Source organism: Hymenobacter piscis (assembly GCF_018760735.1).
GTDB lineage: Bacteria > Bacteroidota > Bacteroidia > Cytophagales > Hymenobacteraceae > Hymenobacter > Hymenobacter piscis.
Map to the genome: position 1 here is coordinate 218,234 of NZ_JAHHZN010000006.1, position 19,307 is coordinate 237,540.

Annotated in this window: 16 protein-coding genes; 3 read left to right on the forward strand and 13 right to left on the reverse strand. The window is 62.2% G+C overall.

What is annotated here, in order from left to right:
• Nucleotides 1-110: 110 nt before the first annotated feature.
• From ruvA to KLP40_RS09000, 6 genes are all read right to left on the reverse strand, one after another.
• Complete coding sequence (gene ruvA, locus KLP40_RS08975; RefSeq protein WP_215593438.1) at nt 111-716, reverse strand: Holliday junction branch migration protein RuvA; 606 nt, start codon at nt 714-716, stop codon at nt 111-113.
• A 268-nt stretch (nt 717-984) separates the two neighbouring features.
• Nucleotides 985-3,261: an NADP-dependent malic enzyme gene (locus KLP40_RS08980; RefSeq protein ID WP_215593439.1), complete on the reverse strand. Its 2,277-nt coding sequence runs from the start codon at nt 3,259-3,261 to the stop codon at nt 985-987.
• 194 nt (nt 3,262-3,455) lie between these two features.
• The gene (locus KLP40_RS08985; RefSeq protein WP_215593440.1) at nt 3,456-5,420 is read right to left on the reverse strand and encodes a LysM peptidoglycan-binding domain-containing protein; all 1,965 of its coding nucleotides are present in this window, start codon (nt 5,418-5,420) and stop codon (nt 3,456-3,458) included.
• Between the two features lie 196 nt (nt 5,421-5,616).
• Nucleotides 5,617-7,038 (reverse strand): Asp-tRNA(Asn)/Glu-tRNA(Gln) amidotransferase subunit GatA, encoded by a 1,422-nt coding sequence (gene gatA, locus KLP40_RS08990; protein ID WP_215593441.1) that lies wholly within the window; start codon nt 7,036-7,038, stop codon nt 5,617-5,619.
• 123 nt (nt 7,039-7,161) lie between these two features.
• Complete coding sequence (locus KLP40_RS21535) at nt 7,162-7,533, reverse strand: Sec-independent protein translocase subunit TatA/TatB (RefSeq protein ID WP_215593442.1); 372 nt, start codon at nt 7,531-7,533, stop codon at nt 7,162-7,164.
• A 12-nt stretch (nt 7,534-7,545) separates the two neighbouring features.
• Nucleotides 7,546-7,770 carry a Sec-independent protein translocase subunit TatA/TatB gene (locus KLP40_RS09000; protein ID WP_215593443.1) on the reverse strand — a complete coding sequence of 75 codons (225 nt, stop codon included), beginning with the start codon at nt 7,768-7,770 and terminating at the stop codon, nt 7,546-7,548.
• 322 nt (nt 7,771-8,092) lie between these two features.
• On the opposite strand from KLP40_RS09000, the gene KLP40_RS09005 reads away from it, so the two are divergent.
• Nucleotides 8,093-9,046, forward strand: a complete 954-nt coding sequence (locus KLP40_RS09005; protein WP_215593444.1) for a GAF domain-containing DNA-binding protein — start codon at nt 8,093-8,095, stop codon at nt 9,044-9,046.
• 331 nt (nt 9,047-9,377) lie between these two features.
• Here the strand turns inward: KLP40_RS09005 and KLP40_RS09010 are convergent, their stop codons facing one another.
• From KLP40_RS09010 to KLP40_RS09040, 7 genes are all read right to left on the reverse strand, one after another.
• Nucleotides 9,378-10,727: a murein hydrolase activator EnvC family protein gene (locus KLP40_RS09010; protein ID WP_246558733.1), complete on the reverse strand. Its 1,350-nt coding sequence runs from the start codon at nt 10,725-10,727 to the stop codon at nt 9,378-9,380.
• Entirely contained in the window at nt 10,711-11,472 is a 762-nt protein-coding gene (locus tag KLP40_RS09015; protein WP_215593445.1) for a DUF4292 domain-containing protein, read from the reverse strand. Before KLP40_RS09015 ends, KLP40_RS09010 begins: the two co-directional genes overlap by 17 nt.
• Nucleotides 11,465-13,288, reverse strand: a complete 1,824-nt coding sequence (locus tag KLP40_RS09020; RefSeq protein WP_215593446.1) for a tetratricopeptide repeat protein — start codon at nt 13,286-13,288, stop codon at nt 11,465-11,467. The genes KLP40_RS09015 and KLP40_RS09020 overlap by 8 nt, the downstream gene beginning before the upstream one ends.
• 117 nt (nt 13,289-13,405) lie before the next feature.
• The gene (locus KLP40_RS09025) at nt 13,406-14,419 is read right to left on the reverse strand and encodes a sugar phosphate nucleotidyltransferase (protein WP_215593447.1); all 1,014 of its coding nucleotides are present in this window, start codon (nt 14,417-14,419) and stop codon (nt 13,406-13,408) included.
• A 153-nt stretch (nt 14,420-14,572) separates the two neighbouring features.
• Nucleotides 14,573-15,007, reverse strand: coding sequence for a dUTP diphosphatase (gene dut, locus KLP40_RS09030; protein ID WP_215593448.1), 435 nt, complete (start codon nt 15,005-15,007; stop codon nt 14,573-14,575).
• Between the two features lie 122 nt (nt 15,008-15,129).
• Nucleotides 15,130-16,629 (reverse strand): polysaccharide biosynthesis C-terminal domain-containing protein, encoded by a 1,500-nt coding sequence (locus tag KLP40_RS09035; RefSeq protein WP_215593449.1) that lies wholly within the window; start codon nt 16,627-16,629, stop codon nt 15,130-15,132.
• A 104-nt stretch (nt 16,630-16,733) separates the two neighbouring features.
• Entirely contained in the window at nt 16,734-17,522 is a 789-nt protein-coding gene (locus KLP40_RS09040) for an enoyl-CoA hydratase/isomerase family protein (protein ID WP_215593450.1), read from the reverse strand.
• A 244-nt stretch (nt 17,523-17,766) separates the two neighbouring features.
• On the opposite strand from KLP40_RS09040, the gene mscL reads away from it, so the two are divergent.
• The gene (gene mscL, locus KLP40_RS09045) at nt 17,767-18,192 is read left to right on the forward strand and encodes a large conductance mechanosensitive channel protein MscL (protein ID WP_215593451.1); all 426 of its coding nucleotides are present in this window, start codon (nt 17,767-17,769) and stop codon (nt 18,190-18,192) included.
• An 81-nt stretch (nt 18,193-18,273) separates the two neighbouring features.
• The gene (locus KLP40_RS09050) at nt 18,274-19,269 is read left to right on the forward strand and encodes a DUF3078 domain-containing protein (RefSeq protein WP_215593452.1); all 996 of its coding nucleotides are present in this window, start codon (nt 18,274-18,276) and stop codon (nt 19,267-19,269) included.
• The last annotated feature ends 38 nt before the right edge of the window (nt 19,270-19,307 follow it).

Consider the following 19,307-nt stretch of genomic DNA (forward strand, 5'->3'; position numbering starts at 1 on the left):
CGAAAGAGTAGTTGGTTTTTGGTGGGTGGTTGTTGGTTGTTGGCCTCTCCGGCACGATGCCTTCCAGCAGAGCCAACAACCAACAACCACCCACCATCAACCGAAAAGGCCTAATTAGACTTAAGAGCGAATTTAATCAATTCCTCTACCGTCAGGTCGTTGCCGTGCTTGCGCTGAGCCTGGTCGAGCGACTTCTCGGCGGCGGCCCGGGCGAAGCCCAGCGTCACCAGGGCTGCTAACGCCTCCGCGCGGCTGGTATTGTGCGCCTTGGCCAGGGGCACGGTGTCGATGCCGGCCTTGGCCAGCAGCTCATCCTTGCGCAGCTTGTCCTTGAGCTCCAGAATCACGCGCTGGGCCGTTTTGGGTCCCACGCCCTTGATGCTCTGGATGGCGCGCACGTCCTCGCTCACAATGGCCTGGCGGATTTCGCCCACCGACATCGACGAGACCATCATAATGCCCGTGCCCGGCCCGATGCCCGACACCGAAATCAGCTGCAGGAACAGGGCCTTTTCGTTGGGGTCGAGGAAGCCGTAGAGCGTCTGCCCGTCTTCCTTGATGTGCTGGTAGGTGTAGAGCTTGATTTTTTCCTCCTCGGCGGGCAGCTTGGAATAGGTAGCCAGCGAAATCCGGATTTCGTAGCCGATGCCGTTTACATCCAGAATGGCCTGGGTGGGGTCTTTATGGGCGAGTTTGCCGTCAACGTAAGCAATCATGCGGGGTGGGTGGAGTAGGGAAAGAAGCGGTGGTAGCAGGCCAACGCCGCCGCCACAGGTTTTGTGCCAAGTTACACACTCCTTTTGACCCCGCATGAGGAAAGGGTGAAGCAGGCGGAGCGGTGCCGGAGCGCGGAAATAAAAAACTGTCATCCTGAGCGCAACGAAGGACCTTACCCCGTCACAACGACTTCGGATGAACGAATCGTTATGACGGGGTAAGGTCCTTCGCTGCGCTCAGGATGACAGGTCTTCGGCCAGGTGCTGCTTACAGCCCCTTTCCGCCGGGCTGCTGGGCATCGACTACCGCAATGGCGGCCATGTTCACGATTTCGCGGACCGAGGCACCGAGCTGCAGGATGTGCACCGGCTTGCGCATGCCCATCAGCACCGGCCCGATGGCCTCCGCGCCCCCGATTTCCTGGAGCACTTTGTAGGCGATGTTGCCGCTGATGACGTTCGGGAAAATCAGGGTGTTGGCCCCGCCCTTGGCCGCCAGCTCCGAGAAGGGATACTGCTCGCGCAGCAGCTCGGCGTTGAGGGCCGTGTTGGCCTGCATCTCGCCGTCCAGCACCAGGTCGGGGTAGCGCTGCTTGGCCAGTTCGGTGGCCCGGCGGGCCTTGTCGGGCAACTCGCCGGGGTTGGAGCCGAAGTTGGAGTAGCTGATGACGGCCACCCGGGGCTCGGTGTCGAAGAACTTCACGGCGTTGGCCGTGAGGCCGATGATGCCTACCATTTCCTCGGCCGTGGGGTCGATGTTGACGGTGGTATCGGCGAAGAAGAACGGGCCCTTCTTGTGCTGAATGATGTACATGGAGGCCACCCGCTTGGTGCCCTCGGCCACCCCAATCACCTGCAACGACGGCATGATGGACTTGCCGTAGTCCTTGCTCAGACCCGTGATAAAGGCGTCGGCTTCGCCCGTTTCCAGCATCATGGAGCCGAAGTAGTTCCGTTCGCGCAACAGGCGGCGGCCTTCGTAGAGCGTGATGCCCCGGCGCTGCCGCTTCTGGTAGAACAGCTCGGCGTACTCCTCGCGCTTGGCTTCCTCCCGGATGATGTCGATAATCTCGCAGCCTTCCAGGTCCAGGGACGTTTCGGCGGCAATGCGCTCAATCTTGTTGCGGTTGCCCAGCAGAATGGGGAAGGCAATGCCTTCCTCGCGCAGAATCTGGGCCGCCTTGAGGGTTTTGTAGTTGTCGCCCTCGGCGAAGACTACGCGCTTGGGGTTGCTGCGGGCCGCCGACGTGATGCGGTTCATCAGCTTCTGGTTCACGCCCAGGCGGGCCCGGATGTCGTCCTCGTAGCTGGCCCAGTCGGTAATCTGCACCCGGGCCACGCCGCTGTCCATGGCCGCCTTGGCCACGGCGGGGCTCACGGTCGTAATCAGGCGCGGATCCAGGGGTTTGGGAATGAGGTAGGTGCGCCCGAAGGAGAGGGTGTTGTCACCGTAGGCCCGGTTTACCATCTCGGGCACGGCTTCTTTGGCCAAATCGGAGAGGGCGCGCACGGCGGCCAGCTTCATGGCCTCGTTGATTTCGGTGGCCCGTACGTCGAGGGCGCCCCGGAAAATGTAGGGGAAGCCCAGCACGTTGTTCACTTGGTTGGGGTGGTCGGAGCGGCCGGTGGCCATGATGATGTCGGGCCGGGTGGCCATAGCCAATTCGTAGCCGATTTCCGGGTCGGGGTTGGCCAGGGCAAACACGATGGGGTTGGGGGCCATGTGCAGCAGCAGCTCGGGGGCCAACACGTTGCCGGCCGAGAGGCCCAGGAACACGTCGGCGCCCTGCAGGGCTTCGGCCAGGGTGCTGATGGGCCGCTCGGTAGCGAAGAACAGCTGCATGTCGGCCAGGTCGGTGCGCCGGGGCGTGATGAGGCCATCCTTGTCGAAGACCACCACGTTCTCGCGCTTCAGGCCCAGGGCCAGGTACAGGCGCAGGCAGGAAATGGCCGCCGCGCCGGCCCCGCTCACCACCAGCTGAATTTCCTCGATCTTCTTGCCCACCACTTCCAGCCCGTTCAGCAAAGCGGCCGACGAGATAATGGCCGTGCCGTGCTGGTCGTCGTGCATGAGCGGGATGTTCATTTGCTCGCGCAGGGCCGTCTCGATGCGGAAGCACTCGGGCGCCTTGATGTCCTCGAGGTTGATGCCCCCGAACGTGGGCTCCAGCGACTTCACGATGCGGATGAACTCGTCGGGGTCGGTGGCGTCGATTTCGATGTCGAAGCAGTCGATGCCCGCGAATTTCTTGAACAGCACGCCCTTGCCCTCCATCACCGGCTTGGAGGCATCGGGCCCGATGTTGCCCAGGCCCAGCACGGCCGTGCCGTTGCTGATGACGCCCACCAGGTTGCCCTTGGCGGTGTACTTGTACACGGCGTCCTTGTCGGCGGCAATTTCCTTGCAGGGCTCGGCCACGCCCGGCGAGTAGGCCAGGGCCAGGTCGAGCTGGGTGCTGACGGGCTTGGTGGGCACCACTTCAATTTTGCCGGCGGGAGTGCGGGAGTGGTAATCTAGGGCGTCCTGTTTGTTTATCTTGAGCATGGCAGGGGCAGGGGGTGGGCTTGCGGGGAAAAGGGCAAGGGAGCAAGATGGGGCAAAATCAGCCCGCGTCAAAGGTACACCCCCCCGCCCGGATACAAAAAGCCCCGAACCGGGCCGCGGTTCGGGGCTTGTTCGGCAGGGTTGACGGTTGGAACCTGTTCCGGCTGCAAAATAAATCAGCAGGCAGATAGCCCCTAGCCCTTCACAATCAGCCTCTGACCGGGCTTCACGGCGTCGGATTCCAGGTGGTTGAGCTCCCGCAGCTTTTCCACCGTCAGGCCCTGGTAGCGGCGCGAGATGTTGTAGAGCGTATCGCCGGGCTGCACCAGGTGAAGCTGGGGCGCGGCCGGGACGGAGGAAGTAGCGGGCGTGGTAGCCGGGCGGGCAGCGCGGCGCACTGGGGCCTGGGCGGCGGCGGCCACTTCGCGGGTAGCCTCGGCCAGGTCTTCGGCCGTCTCGGCGGCGGCGCGCAGGCTCAGCGTCTGGCCGGGCTGCAGCACGTAGCTGTTCAGCTGGTTCCAGGCCTTGAGCTGGGCTACCGTGAGGCCGTTGGCGGTGGCAATCTTCTCCAGAAAATCCCCTGGCTTCACCACGTAGGTGGCCGGTACCGAGTCGTCAGCGGCAGTTACCTCCGCCCCGGCAGCCCGACTTCCGCTACGGCTGCCAGCCCGGGACTCCGGGCGGGTGGGGGAAGCTGCTACGGCTTCCGGGGCGGCGGCCGGCTCAGTTGGCCGCGCGGGTTTGGCGGTGGCCACGCGTACCGGGGCCACGGCGGGCCGGGAGGTGGTCAACGCCACGCTGGTGGCCGGGGCAGCTGCCGGTTCCGAAGGTAGCGGCACAAACACCACCAACTGCCGCTTGCCCGCCAGCGAGGAGCTTTTGCCGAGCTGGTTCCAGCGCCGCACCTGGGCCGTGGTGACGTCGTAGCGGGTGGCCACCGAGTTCACGGTTTCGCCCCGCTTCACCGTGTGGCGCACGCGCCGGAAGCGGGGCGCGGTAGCCTGCACGGTTTCACGCGGGGCGGCATTGGCCACCAGGCTGCGGCTGGGGAAGGCGGCTACTCCGTTCAGGGCCACGGTCCGCGGGGCCAGCGGGCGGGGCAAATCGGCCAGGGGCTGACAGTATTCGAAGAGGGTATTGCGGTCGGCCACGGCCAGGGCCGGGCGGGCGACGGCGGGAATCCGCAGCGTGTAGGCGCGGTAGCCCTGGGGCAGGTAGGATTTGCGCAGCTCGGGGTTGAGGCGCAGCAGGGCCAGCGAATCCGCGTAGCCGCAGGCTCGGGCCAGCCGGGTAAAATCGAAGGCGCGGCCCCCCAGCTGGAGCGTGTCCATGGGCTGGGCGTACTGGTAGTTGAGGGTGGGCGAGTGCAGCTGGTGGGCCTGGGCGTACTTCATCGAGTACATGATGGCCGTGAAGGTGGGCACGTAGTTGCGGGTTTCGGCCGGCAGACTGGCATGCACTTCCCAGTAGGTATTTTTGCCGGTGCGGCGCACCACGCGCTGCATGTTGCCCGCGCCCCAGTTGTAGGCGGCCAGCACCATTTCCCAGTCGTGAAACACGCCGTAGAGGTAGCGCAGGTGCTTGCAGGCGGCCTCGGTGGCTTTCTCGGGGTCCATGCGCTCATCCACCCATTCGTCGCGGCGCAGGCGCAGGTCGTTGGCGGTGGGGCCCATGAACTGCCAGAGGCCGGTAGCCCCCACCCGCGACTTGGCCGTCGGAATCAGGGCCGATTCTACTACGGCCAGGTACTTGAGGTCGAGGGGCAGGTTGTACTTGGCCAGGTATTTTTCGAAGAGGGGGAAATACAGGTTTTCCCGCTCCAGCACGCGCTGGGTGTAGGCCCGCTGCCGCTCCGTGAACAGGCGCACGAAGGACAGCACGTGGTTGTTGAACACGTGGGGCACGTCCGTCTCGAGGCAGCCTATCCGGTCGCCCACCAGGTCGCGCAGCTCGGGCGGGGTGCGCAGCCAGGCCAGCCGCACCGAATCGACGGGGACGGGCACGGCTACCAGTGAATCGGGCTGCAACTCCAGGCTCACCACTTGCAGCGAATCGGGGGCGGAGGGCGTTTGCGGGGGCCGCACCTGCGCCACGCCGGCGCGGGCCAGGGCCGCGGCCAGTAGAACGGGAGCCGCCGCCCGCATCAACTTCTTCTTCATCTTACTTGCTTGGAAACGAAGGCCGGTAAGCCAAAGACGCAAAACGCTGAGCCTCAGCCCAGCGTTTTATCAAAAATAGCACGGATTCTCAGAAAAGCCAGCCCTGGACTTAAAGTAACGCTTCAGGTTGCAGCGGTTGGCTGCCAGCTATCAGCTTTCCTTCAGGAAAAAACCAACAGCTGGCAGCCAACAGCCATCAGCCAAAAGCAAGTGAGCCCGCGAAGGCCAGCAGGTCCTGCTCGCGGAAGGCCCCGCTGAGGATCTGCAGGCCGATGGGCAGTCCCTGGGCATCCTGGCCGTTGGGCACCGAAATGGCCGGCACGCCCGCCAACGAGGCCTGCACCGTGAAAATATCGGCCAGGTACATGGCCAGGGTGTCCTTGTTCACATCGCCGATGCGGAAAGCCGTGGTGGGCGTGGTGGGCAGCACCAGGAAGTCGTAGTCGCGCAGCAGCTCGTCGGTTTTCTCCCTGATGAGGCGGCGCACCCGCTGGGCCTTGGTGTAGTAGGCATCGTAGTAGCTGGCGCTGAGCACGAAGGTGCCCAGCAGAATGCGGCGCTGCACTTCGGGGCCGAAGCCCTGGGCGCGCGTTTTCTTGTAGAGCGACTCCAGGTCGGTGGCGTCCGGAGCGCGGTAGCCGAACTTCACGCCATCGTAGCGGCTCAGGTTGGAGCTGGCTTCGGCCGTGGTCAGGATGTAGTAGGTCGGTACGATAAAGTCGAGGTAGGGAAACTCCACGGCTTCCACCACGTGGCCCTGGCCGCGCAACTGCTCCAAGGCGTTTTCCGTGGCCGCCTTGATTTCGGGGTTGAGGCCCGGGCGCGCCAGGCAGTCCTGGATGTAGCCGATGCGGTAGTGGGGGGCGGGCGCGAGGTGCTGGCTGTAGGCGGGCACCTCGCGCTGGCTCACGGTGCTGTCGAACTGGTCGGCACCGGCCATTACTTCCAGCAGCAGGGCCGCGTCTTCCACCGAGCGGGTCAGGGTCCCGATCTGATCAAACGACGAGGCGTAGGCAATCAGGCCGTAGCGGGAAATGCGCGAGTAGGTGGGCTTGAAGCCCACAATACCGCAGAACGCCGCCGGCTGCCGCACCGAGCCGCCCGTGTCGGAGCCGATAGAGGCCAGGCACAGATCGGCCTGCACGGCCACGGCCGAGCCGCCGGAGGAGCCGCCGGGCACCCGGTCGGGGTCCAGCTCGTTGCGGGCCGGGCCGAAGTAGGACGTTTCGTTGGAGGCACCCATGGCAAACTCGTCGCAGTTCTGGCGGCCAATCACGATGGCGTCCTCATCGAGCAGGCGCTGCACGGCCGTACCAGTAAACAAGGACTTGAAGCCTTCCAGGATACGGCTGCTGCTTTGCAGGGCGTGGCCTTCGTAGGCCAGCACGTCTTTCAAACCGATAACCATGCCGGCCAGCTTGCCGGCCGTGCCGGCGGCCAGCTTGGCATCCACGGCCGCGGCCTGGGCCAGGGCTTCCTCGGGCCACACTTCCAGAAAGGCATTGAGGTGTTCTTTGCGGCGAATATTATCCAGATAATACGCCACGAGCTGGCGGCAGGTGGTGGTGCCTGCCGCCAGCTCGTGGCGAACTTCCGTGAGGGAGTTGAAGCGTCTCAAGTCGAAAAGATTAAGTACGAAGCCTGAAGTAAGGAGCGGTGCCGCGAAAATACGATTCCGGCGGCCAAAAACAGAACCGCCGGTAGGTTTCGCTACCGGCGGTTCTGTTTCTGACAAATCAAATTAGCTCAGTTGATCGAGGCGGGGCCGCTCTTCGGGAGCGGGTGCCGCCGCCGCCGGGGGCGTAACGCCGCCATCCATGGGGGGCGCTATGGCCGGCGTGGCCGCCTCGGCCACCGTGGGCGCCGGTGCCGCCTGGGGCGGGTAGGGCGTCTGGTTGAACTGCTGCTGGTAGGGCTGCTGGGGCTGGCCGTAGTTCTCTACTTCGCTGCGGATTTCGCGGGAAGCATCCTTGAACTCACGGATGCCCTTGCCCAGGCCACGGGCCAGCTCGGGGATTTTGTTGGCGCCAAAGAAAATCAGGATAACCACCATGATGAGCATCAGCTCACCACCACCGAGGTCACCCAGGAACAGGAAAAGGGGCGTGTGCATGAGAACGGGGAATTAAGGACGAGGAGCGGCCGGATCGTTCGGGTTTACCGGCCGGTCGCGGAATTCAGGCTTTTCTTCCTTGGAAGCGTCCTTGAATTCGCGGATGCCCTGGCCCATGCCGCGGAACAGTTCCGGGATGCGCTTGGCGCCGAAGAGCAAAATCAGGACAACGGCAATGAGCAGGATTTCGGTACCACCAAAGTTACCGATTCCAAGCAGGAGGGTGGCAAAGTTCATAGGAGCAGGCCGGGCGGCCGGGGTTTAGGGTGTCAAAGCTAGGTATACGCAGCCTTGTACGCTTGGGGATTGGTAAAGGTACCGCATAATTTGAAAAACAGTTCCGGCAATGGGCGTGTTTGAGCGGGCCGGGGCCACTCGGAAGGCAGGGACGGCCGGACGTCGCCGGGCCCGATGAAGCCCAGCCAGAAAAGAAATTGGTTAGTCAGGTAAATCGGCATATTCAACGGGTTGGCCGGGCAAATGTGTGGGTTTATGGACTTATTTGAGGAAAAAACCGCCTTTTTACCGGTCGTCTCTTTTCACTTGCCGATATTTTTTGATGCCTACCAAACAGCTTTCCTCCTCCCGGAAGGGCAAATCGGCTTCGCAGGCCGATGAGGCCCGGCGGCTGGAGGCGTTACGCACGTATCAGATTATGGACACGCCCCCCGAATCGTCGTTTGATGATTTGGTAAAGCTGGCCTCCTTTATCTGCGATACGCCCATTTCGCTGGTTACCCTGCTCGACGAGGAGCGGCAATGGTTCAAGGCCCGCACCGGGTTGCCCTGGCTTTACAGCACGCCCCGCGACCGGGCTTTCTGTCACTACACCATTGAGTCGGATAGGCTGTTTGAGGTGGAAGATGCCTCCCGCGACCCCCTGTTTGAAAACAACGAGCTGGTGACCGGCGACCCCCACATCCGGTTTTACGCCGGCTACCCGCTTATTACGCCCGAGGGCCAGGCCCTGGGCACCATCTGCGCCATTGATACGGTGCCGCGCCGCCTCACCGATAAGCAGCGCGAAGCCCTGGCCATTCTGGCCCGGGAAGTAGTGGCCCACCTGGAACTGCGCCGGGCCCGCATTGAACTAGAAGCAGAACGCAGCAAGCTGGAAGGTCTCCTCCGCATGGCCAACGACACCGCCGAATCGCTCTACCTGAACGGAGGCCAGAACGAAATCTTCATCAAGCAGGACCACAAACTGGTCCGCGTCAAAACTACCGACATCCGCTACGTGGAGGCCCTGGGCGACTACGTGAACATCTACTCGGGCCGGGAGCGGTACACGGTTTACAGCACCATGAAAGAGCTGGAAGCCAAACTGCCTACCCGCGAGTTTGCCCGCGTACACCGCAAGTACATTGTGCGTCTGGACCGCATCATTGCCATCGAGAGCGATGCCGTAATGGTGGAAGCCGGCCGCAGCATGGAAGGCGGCTCCAGCCTGCTGCCCGTGCCCATTGGCAGCTCTTTCAAAGCCGCCCTGCTGAGCCGCCTGAACCTGATTTAGGAGGCGCCGCATCCCAATTGTGGCGCTTCGCCGAGCGAAAAATGCTATTCGGCGAATTTGATGAGTCGGCCATTACGCACCGGCGTATCTTTAAAATGGTTATCGGGGATTAACCCTGTCACCCACTGTCGGCTTCGGCCCGCGGTGGCAGCGGGGGAGGGATTCTGATAGCTAAGTTTGTTTTCATAGCTCAGAAAGACACCGTACCCTGTACGGTGTTTTTTTTGCCCGGCTACCGGTTGGTTGTTGGAAACGAGTTGTCAGTTGGTAGTTGTCGGTTTTCAAGAAATTCACCCTGACAACTGACAACTGACAACTGACAACGAACAGCCTATTTCCGGCCGAGCCAGTTTTCGGGGTTGAGGTTGGCGCTGTTGTGCCAGACCTGGAACTGCACTTCGGACGTGCCTTCGGCGTTGGTGGCTACCGTGCCCAGCGTCTGGCGGGCCGATACCGTCTGGCCCTCGCTCACGCTCACGCTGCGCAGCTTGGCATATACCGTGAAATAGTCGCCGTGCTGAACCATGATGATGGTGCCCATGCCGGGCACGCTGGCCACCGTGAGTACCTTGCCGCTGAACACGGCCCGCACCGGCTCGCCGGCATTGGTTTGAATATCTACGCCCCGGTTTTCTACCACCACGTTCTTGAGTACGGGGTGGTTGTGGCGGCCGAAGCGCTGGCTGATGAAACCCTTGCCCACCGGCCAGGGCAGGCTGCCCCGGTTCTCGTGGAAGGAGGCGGCCAGCTTGGCCGTTTCGGGCGTCAGCGTTACGCGGTCCACGCGCTCAGCCGATTCGGCGGCGGCGGACTCGGCCGCTGCCGTGGCGGACGTGCGTGACGTGGTGCCGGGGCTGCGGCCGGCGGCTCCGGCGGCGGCGCGGGCTTTGGCGGCGGCGGCTTTGCGGGCCGCTTCGCGGGCCGCCCGGGCAATTTCCTCGCGCACGCGCTGCGCGATGAGGTTGTCGAGGCGGCTCACGGCTTGCTGACGGGCGGCCAGTTCCTTGCGCAACCCCTGCTCCTGCCGGGTGAGCTTGGTAATAACCTGGTCCTGCTCCGTTTTGAGCGTGATGAGGGTACGTTTCTCCGAGAGCTGAGTATTGAGCAGGGAGCCTTTTTCCTCTTTCTTGGCTTTCAAACCCAGCAGCTGGTTGCTCAGGCGCTGCTGAGTACTCACAATCTGAGCGGCCTGGGCCTGGCGCACCTGGGTGTACTGGCGGATGTAGCGCAGCCGCAGCAGCGCCTGGTTGAATGACTCCGACGCGAACAAGAACATGAGCCGGTTGTAACCATTGGCCGTTTTGGAGCCCGCATAAATCAGGCGGGCATATTCGGCCTTGAGCTGCTCCAGACTCTGGCGGGTACGCTGGACCTGGCTTTCGGTCTGCTGCACGTCGGTTTCGAGGTAGCGCAGCTCGGAGCTGATAGTGCGGATAACTCCCTGCTGAACGGTGAGCTTCTCCTGAATGGCGTTTAGCTGGCCCACCGAGGCCTGCTTTTTCTGCTGAGTCTGCGCCAGAATCCGGCTGGTTTCCTGAATGCGCCGCAGGGTGGTGCGTCGCTCCCGCTCCAGCTGAGCTTTCGACTTACGGCTGCGCTGGGCCCGGGCCGGCCCGGTAGCACCTGCCAGCACCGCCAGCAGCAACAGCGTCAGCAGCCAGACGTTACTTTTTACGCGCATAACCTTTCGGAACCGAGAACGGAAACTGCAGCCGCTCCTTATCCACATCCACGGCGCGGTAAGTCAGCGTGAGCAGCGAAGGAGCCGCGGTGCCCTGCTTTACCTGCACGGCCGTGGTGAAGGCAAAGGGCTGCGGGTTGTTTTCCAGGGTCTGAAAATCGGAGTAATCGACCGTCAGCTCGTTGTTGCTGGCCGGAGCCTGCACCTGGAGCTGCTGGGGCCGGCTCCGGCTCAAATCCACGAGCTGCATGATCAGGAGTCCGGCCTGCTCGTAGCGGATACGTTGCACGGGACCGTCAGTAGTAACCACAGGCTGAGTTTCCGGGCTGATGGGGGCCAGATAGTTGCCCAGCAGCAAGGCCTGGAGCATCTCGAAGTTGACGGGCACGTTCAGGCGCTGGCTCAGGTACTCGAAGTCGCCGGCGTAGTACTCGCGGTGGAGTTTGTCGAGCACCTGCACCGAGTCGCGCGTGATGTAGATGCGGCCACCCTCGATGCCAATCAGCGAGGCCGAAATCCAGATCACGCTGTCCTTGCGGATGCGCAGGTTAATGTTGCCGGTCTGGTCGCCGAACTGGGCCTTGCCCTTGGCCGTCAGGAAGCGAAAGTCCACATTGGCGGCCCGCACGGCTTCGGGCATGGGCGCCGCGGGGCTGGTTTTGGTGGCGCTCGGGAGCAGTTTGCGGTTGCAGCTGCCCAGCAGCACCAGGGCGCTCAGCAGCACCAGCGCGAGGCGGTTACTCATATAGCTTTTTGTCTTTGATCTTGCGGTTGATGAGCGACGAAGCACCGCCCAGTTTGCGGGCCCGCTGCCATTCGGCCAGGGCCTTGTCTACCTCGCCCAGCTGAAACAGGGCGTCGCCGTAGTGTTCCACTACGGTGGCGTCGGAGGTGTTGCGCAGGGCTTTTTCGAGCTGGAGCCGGGCCCCGCCGTAGTCCTTGAGGCGGTAGAGCACCCAGGCGTAGGTGTCGAGGTAAGTGGGGTTATCGGGGTGGGCTTTCACCAGCTTGGCGGCCATGTCCTTGGCCTTGTCGAGCTTCTCACCCCTGAGCGACAGGAAGTAGCTGTAGTTGTTGAGGGCCTGGGCATTGTTGGCATCGAAGACCAGCGCCGCCTCGTAGGCCGCGTCCGACTTGGGGTAGTCCTTGAGCTCGTGGTACACGTCGCCGAGCTGGGTATCGAACTGGGCCAGCAGTTCGGGGTTATCGGTGGCCAGCTTGCGGCCGTACTCCAACGACTTCACGGCCTTGGCCGGCTGCTTCTGCAGTTGGTAGCCCACGCCGTTGTAAAACCACAGCGGGGCCTGGTTCGGGAACAGCTCCAGGGCCTGCTCGGAGTGGGTGAGCAGGGAGTCCGTCTGGCTCAGCTCGGCATCAATGAGCACGACCTGCTGCCAGATCTGGTAGCGGGAGTTATCGAGCCGGATGGCTTTGAGGTAGTTGGCGCGGGCGGCGGTACGGTTGCCGGTAACGGTTTCAATGTCGCCGGCAATGGAAAAGGCCTTGGCCTCGCGCGGATGCACCCGGGTGGTAATGGCGGCCAGCTCCCGGGCCGTCTCGTTGAGGGCCGGGTTGGGCAGCTGCTTCACGTAGTCGATCAGGATGCGCACCTTGTCGTCGATGTCCAGCCCGGGGCTGGCGAAGGCGAGCTTGATCTGCTTTTCCGACTCGGGCTGGTTGTTCTGCAGGCGGTACACGTCGGCCAGAATCATGCGGGCCCGGGGGTTGTCGGGGTCCTGCCGGAGGGCCTGTTCGGCCACCCGGATGGCCTCCGGATACCGGCGGTTGGTGGCGTAGAGCTGGGCCTGGGCCAGCACGTAACGGACCTCGTCGGGGTTGGTGCTCATCAGTGACTCGCCCTCCTGCAGGGCCAGATCGAGCTTGTTCTGGCGCAGATAAATCTGCTGCTTCTTAAAGGAAATTTCGTCCAGGGCCCCAAATTTCTTCTCGGCCTGCTCAAACGCGGCCAGGGCTTCCTCAAACTTGCCCTGGGCCATGTACAAATCGGCCAGGTTGAACAAATAGTAGCCCGAGTTGGGCACCGTCTGAACCAGGGTGTTGTATAGCTGAGCCGCCTCGTCGTACTGCTTCTGGGAGGTATAAATCTGGGCCAGCAGCAGATAATAGTACGGGTTCTGCCCGTCCAGCTTCACGGCCGTGCGGGCAAAGTTGGTGGCGTCCTGAAGGTTGCCGCTCAGCAGGTTGGTTTCGGCAATCTTGTAGTTGATGGCCGCGTTGGTGGGGTTGATGGCATAGGCCTTCAGCAGCCGCTCCAGGGCCTTGTTATAGTCTTCGAGGAGCAGAAACCGGACCCCGTCCACGAAGTACGACTCACTCAGTTCCCGGTCTTTGGGGGAGAGGTTGACACGCTGGCGGGTTATTTCGTCCAGGGTGGCCCGGCGGGCCAGCTCCTTGCGCTCCTTGCGCGTGAGGCGCCGGGCCTTGGGTTTGCGGGCCTTGGACTGAGCCGGTTGGGGGCTGGCCGGCGCTTGCTGGGCGTAGCCCGGCCCGGCCACCAACAGGCTTAGCAGAAGAACAATAAACGCACGGAATCTACTCATGAACGCAGTAGCGCGAACCCCCGGGGCCCGCCGATTGGATACAAGTAACACCTACCCGCAACACGGCGCCGCCCCGCTCGGGTCCGCGCTACTGAAACGTCAGGAGACGCCGCTACCTCACACGCGCAGGGTGTTGAAGTCGCCTACGCTCAGATCGTGGGAGCGGCCGACGAGGGTGGCGTGGTTGCCGATCATGGAGTTGGCTACGTTGGCGTGCTCTACGGTAGCCGACTGCTGCACGATGGCATTGGCAACGACCGAGTGGCTCACTTTCGTATCCGCCCCGAGCGATACGTGCGGCCCCACCACCGAATTGGTGATAACGGCCCCTTCGCCAATATACACCGGCGGAATGATTACGGAGTTGGTAACAGTGGCGGATTTGGCCACTAATTCCTCGCCACGCTCCTGCAAGAACTCCAGGTAGCGCTGGTTGGTGTACACGGTAGCATCCTTGTTGCCGCAGTCGAGCCACTCGGTTACGCGGCCGGGCACGAACTGGGTGCCCTTGTTTTTCATATTCTCCAGGGCATTGGTGAGCTGATATTCGCCCTTGTCCTTGATGTCGTTATCGAGCAGGTACTGCAGCTCCTGGCGCAGGTACTCGCCGTCGCGGAAGTAGTAGATGCCGATGATGGCCAGGTCGGAAACGAATTCCTGTGGCTTCTCCACGAAATCGGTAATCTGGCCTTTATCGTCAAGTTTCACCACGCCGAAGGGCTTGGGGTCGTCCACGCGCTGCACCCAGATGGTGCCGTCCACCGACGAATCGAGGATGAAATCGGCCTTGAACAGGGTATCGGCGAAGGCCACTACCACGTGCCCGTCGAGGGCCGACTGGGCGCAGAGAATGGCGTGGGCGGTGCCCAGGGCTTCGTCCTGGTAATGAATGGTACCCTTACCGCCCACCGACTCGGCAATTTTCACCAGGTCCTGCTCCACGGCGTTACCGAAGCTGCGTCCGATGATGAAGGCAACTTCCTCCACCGGTTCCCCGCACACTTTGGCAATGTCCTCTACCAGCCGGTGCACGATGGGCTTGCCGGCAATCGGAATCAGGGGCTTGGGAACGGTGAGCGTGTGGGGGCGCATGCGCTTGCCCATGCCGGCCATCGGAACGATAATCTTCATTGGAGAGGAGTTAAAAATGTAAAGTGAAAAATTAAAAATTGCGAATGAAAAACCAGGCAAAAATTAATTTCCGGCGCGCTGATAGTGGAGTGGAAAAATCAGGGCTGAAAGTCAATTTTCAATTTTTCACTTTCAATTTTTAATTGAAAAAAATCAGGCGGTGCCGGTTGAGCCGTAGCCGCCCGCCCCGCGCTGGGTTTCGGAAAGTACCTCGGCCGGTTGCCAGGCAATGGTTTCGTGGCGGGCTACCACGAGCTGGGCAATCCGCTCCCCATCTTCCACTACGAAAGCCTGGTCCGACAGATTCACGAGCAGCACTTTCAGCTCGCCGCGGTAGTCGGCATCAATGGTGCCGGGGCTATTGACGAGGCCGATGCCGTGCTTGTAGGCCAGCCCGCTGCGGGGCCGCACCTGCATTTCGTAGCCCACCGGAATTTCCAGGAACAGGCCCGTAGGGATGAGGGCGCGCTGCAAAGGCCCTAACGTAACCGGCGCGTCGAGGTTGGCCCGCACGTCGAGGCCGGCGGCGTGGGCCGTCTGATATTCGGGCAGCGCGTGCCGGGAGCGGTTGATAACGGGAATCTGCATGCGGCAAAGATAGGAAGTTGGGGTCTTGGGGGCTTAGAGTTTTGGGGACTGGGAATGCGTTCTTGCATCATTCGTGCTACGGAACGACATCCAAGCTCCTAAGCCCCCAAGTCCCCAAGCCCCTAAAGGCTGCGCAGGCGCCGGCCCTCCACGGCGCCAATGGCGCCCATAAAGCCCAGCGTGAGCAGGGCGTGGAAGCCGTAACGGCCCCAGCCGGGCGCCACGGGGGCGTACCAGCTCAGGGCCACCACCCCCACGGCCAATGCCAGCCAGAGCAGGAGCCGGCCTACCGGATAGGGCACGGGGAAGTGCTTTTCACCCAGCCACCAGCATAACGCGGCCATCATGAAATAGCAGGCCAGGGTGGCCACCGCCGAGCCCATGTAGCCCAGCAGCGGAATCAGCAGGAAGTTGAGGGCCATGGTGAGCACCGCGCCCGCAAAGCCCAGGTAGGTGCCGTAGTAGGTTTTATCGGTGAGTTTGAACCACACCGAGAGGTTCCAGTAAACCCCCAGAAACAGGTTGGCCAGCAGCAACACCGGTACCACGGCCAGGCCCTGCAGGTACTCGGCGCGGTGCAGAAACAGCTTCGCCACCAGGTCCAGGTTCACGCTCACGCCCACGAAGAGTACGGCGCAGCACAGGGTGAACCACTTCAGAATGAGGGCAAACGTGCGGGGTGAATTCTTCTCGGTGCCCTGGGCAAAGAAGAACGGCTCGGCAGCGTACTTAAAGGCCTGAATGACGAGGCTCATCAGGATGCTGAGCTTGTAGCAGGCCCCGTACACGCCCACCGCCGCCAGACTGCTCTGGCCCGGATAGAAGTTCTCGGGCAGCCAGCGGGGCAGCAGAATCCGGTCCAGGGTTTCATTTACCATGCCTGCCAGCCCCATGAACATGATGGGGTAGGCGTACCGGAGCAGCGGCCGCAGCGGCTCCAGATGGAGTCGGAACCGGAAGTCGAGCACTTCCCGGCCCAGCAGCAGCAGCGTAAAGGCGCTGGCCGCCAGATTCGACAGGAAGACGTAGCCCACCCCGATGGAGGGGTCGTACACGGCCCGCACCAGGGGCTGGAGGCCAGCCAGGTACTTGCCGGCCAGCACATCGGGGCAGAACACGATGAACAGCAGGTTCAGGCCCACGTTGAGCCCGATGTTTGCCAGGCGAATGGCGGCGAACTTACGGGCCTTATTTTCCAGCCGGAGCCGGGCAAACGGAATAGCCGCCAGTGCATCGAGGCCCAGAATAGCGGCAATCCAGATGGCGTACTGCTCCTTGCCGGGGGGCAGGCGCAGCAGCTCCATCAGGGGGCGGGCCAGCAGCATGAGCAGCCCCGTGAGCACCACGCTGCTGAGCAGCAGCAGCGTCATCACCCGGTCGTAGAGTTCCCGGCGGTCGGTATCGGGGCGGTTGGCGAAGCGGAAAAACGTGGTTTCCATGCCGTAGGTGAACACTACGTTCAGAAACGACACGTAGGCAAACAGCCCCGTGACGATGCCATACTGGGCCGCCGCAAACCGCCCCGTGTACACGGGCACGAGCAGAAAGTTGACCACCCGGCCCACAATGCTGCTCACCCCGTAAATAGCGGTTTGCGAGGCCAGCTTTTTCGCTACGCTCATGGGTTGAATTAAAAATTAAAAGTGAAAAATTAGAAATGGCTGTTCAGGCCGCTATTGTGATGGGCGAGGCCATTTATTGATTCTTCATTTTTAATTCTCAATTCTTAATTTCCTGTAAAAACGGCCGGGCGCTTTTCGAGGAAGGCCGTAGTGCCTTCCCGGAAATCTTCGGAGCCGAAGCAGCGGGCGAAGGCGTTGGCCTCGGTCTGGTAGCCGTGGCGCTGCTGGTCGTAGTAGGCGTTCACCGAATCGAGGCAGAGGCCCAGGGCCAGGGGAGCCTTGGTCAGAATGCGCAGCAGCAGGTCGCGCGTGAAGCTCAGCAGCTCCGCCTGGGGCACCACGTGGTTAACCAGGCCCAGGCGCAGGGCTTCATCGGCCTTCACCATGTCGGCCGTGAGCAGGAGCTCAATGGCCCGACCCTTGCCCACGAGCTGAGCCAGGCGTTGGGTACCCCCGTAGCCCGGAATCAGGCCCAGGTTTACTTCGGGCTGGCCAAAGCGGGCATTTTCGGCGGCTACGCGCAGGTGGCAGGCCATGGCCAGCTCGCAGCCTCCGCCCAGGGCAAACCCATTGACGGCCGCAATAACGGGTTTGGTGCTCTCCTCAATGGAGCAGAAGGCTTCCTGGCCGCGCTCCGAGGCGCGGCGGGCCGAAATTTCGTCGAGCCGGGTGAGCTCCGCAATGTCGGCGCCGGCTACAAACGCCTTGTGCCCACTGCCCGTCAGAATCACGCCGCGCACCTGCGGGTCGTCGAGCACCCGCTGAATGGCCGTGCGAATCTCCTCAATAGTGGCCGCGTTCAGGGCGTTGAGTTTATCGGGACGGTTGATAGTGAGGGTCAGGATGCCGGTTTCGGCTTCCAGCTCATACAACAGGTTTTCGAAAGTGGGCATGGCTAGCAAAATAAAGGGGGAATGGCGGCAAAGATAGAACGAATTGCTGCCGGGGCCGCGCACCGGTCTGGCGAGCCGACGGCCCGGTTGGTGGCGTCAGTGGCCCGGTTAAGCGAAAGCGGACCACCGGACGACGGCGAATGCGGAAGTTTGCGGCTGTTCGCTCAATGCTAGGACCAGATTGCGAAATGTATATATTTGCCCGCTCTGTCCTTTTTCCCTCACCATCAATTACTTCCACAACATGGGTTTTGTCTCCGAATTTAAAGAGTTCATCTCGAAGGGCAACGTGCTCGATCTGGCGGTCGGTGTTATCATCGGCGGGGCCTTTGGCAAAATCGTCAGCTCGCTGACCGACGACATCCTGATGCCTATTTTGTCGCTGCTTACCGGCGGAATCGACTTCAAGGAATGGTTTTTCGCTCTTGATGGTAAAACCTACGCCTCGCTGGACCTGGCCAAGGAAGCCAAGGCGGCCACCATCAACTACGGGCTCTTCCTGAACGCCATCATCACGTTCCTGCTCATGGCTTTCGCTATTTTCTGGATTGTGAAGCTGGCCAACCGCTTCAAGAAGCCCCAGGTAGTAGTGGCCGTGCCCGACCCGGCCCCGACCAAGGAAGAAATGCTGCTCACGGAAATCCGGGATGCCCTGCGCAGCCGCGCCTAAGCCCGCACTTTGAACGTTTCAACCGGCCCGGGTTCAGTACGCTGAGTTCGGGCCGGTTTTTTATTGGCTTCTGCTGTCTTCATGCTACGAATCTCTACTGCTTTGCTGCAACGGCTGCTGGCGGCGGCCCTGTTGCCGGCTGGCCCGGCCCTGGCCCAAACCATTCCGAACCGCGCGCCCACGCCGCCGCCGGCCTATACTATATCGGCCGAGGTGGATACCGTGCGGGGCTGGCAGCGGGGTGGGGCCGGTACGCTTAATTTCAGCCAGGTGAGCCTGCGCAACTGGGCGCCCGGCGGACAAAGCTCCCTCTCATTGCTGGGCACGGGCAACGCATACATGCACTACCGCGGCCCGGAACACACGCTTGATCTGGCCGGAAACCTAGTGTACGGCGTATTGAAGGCGGGCAAAGGGCGGCTCCGCAAAAACGACGACCGGCTTGAACTCAATGGCCGCTACGCCCGCCAGTTTACCTCCGTATGGTCGTACGCCGCCCAGCTCAATCTCAAAACCCAACTCACGCCCACCCGGGCGGTGGATAATCCTGATTCGCTGCTTTCGCGCTTTTTCGCCCCTGCCTACGTGCTGGCTTCCCTGGGCATGGAGTATAAGCCGGGCCCGGGCTTCTCGTTGCTGCTTTCTCCCGCCACCGGCAAGTTCACCGTGGTAGGCGACCAGGGGCTGGCCGATGCGGGGGCCTTTGGCGTGCGCGGGGCCCGCCGGACGGCCGATGGCCGCCTCCTGGCCGGCACCGGGCAGCAGCTGCGCTCCGAAATCGGAGCTTACCTCAATGCCCGCTACCGCCGCCCGGTAGCCACCAACATCACCTTCACCAGCCGGCTGGAGCTGTTCAGCAACTATTTCCACAACCCCCAGAACGTGGATGTGAACTGGGAAAACCTGATTGACTTCAAAGTGAACAAGTTCCTGAGTGCCAGCGTTACCACGCTACTGGTGTACGACGACGATATTCCGGTGCCCGTGGACCGCAACGACGATGGCGTTCCGGATAGCTCCGGCCGCCGGATTCAGTTCAAGGAAACGTTAGGTATCGGGCTGAATTACAAGTTCTAACCGCCCTCTAATTACCTTTGCCGCTCGCCAGCTGACTT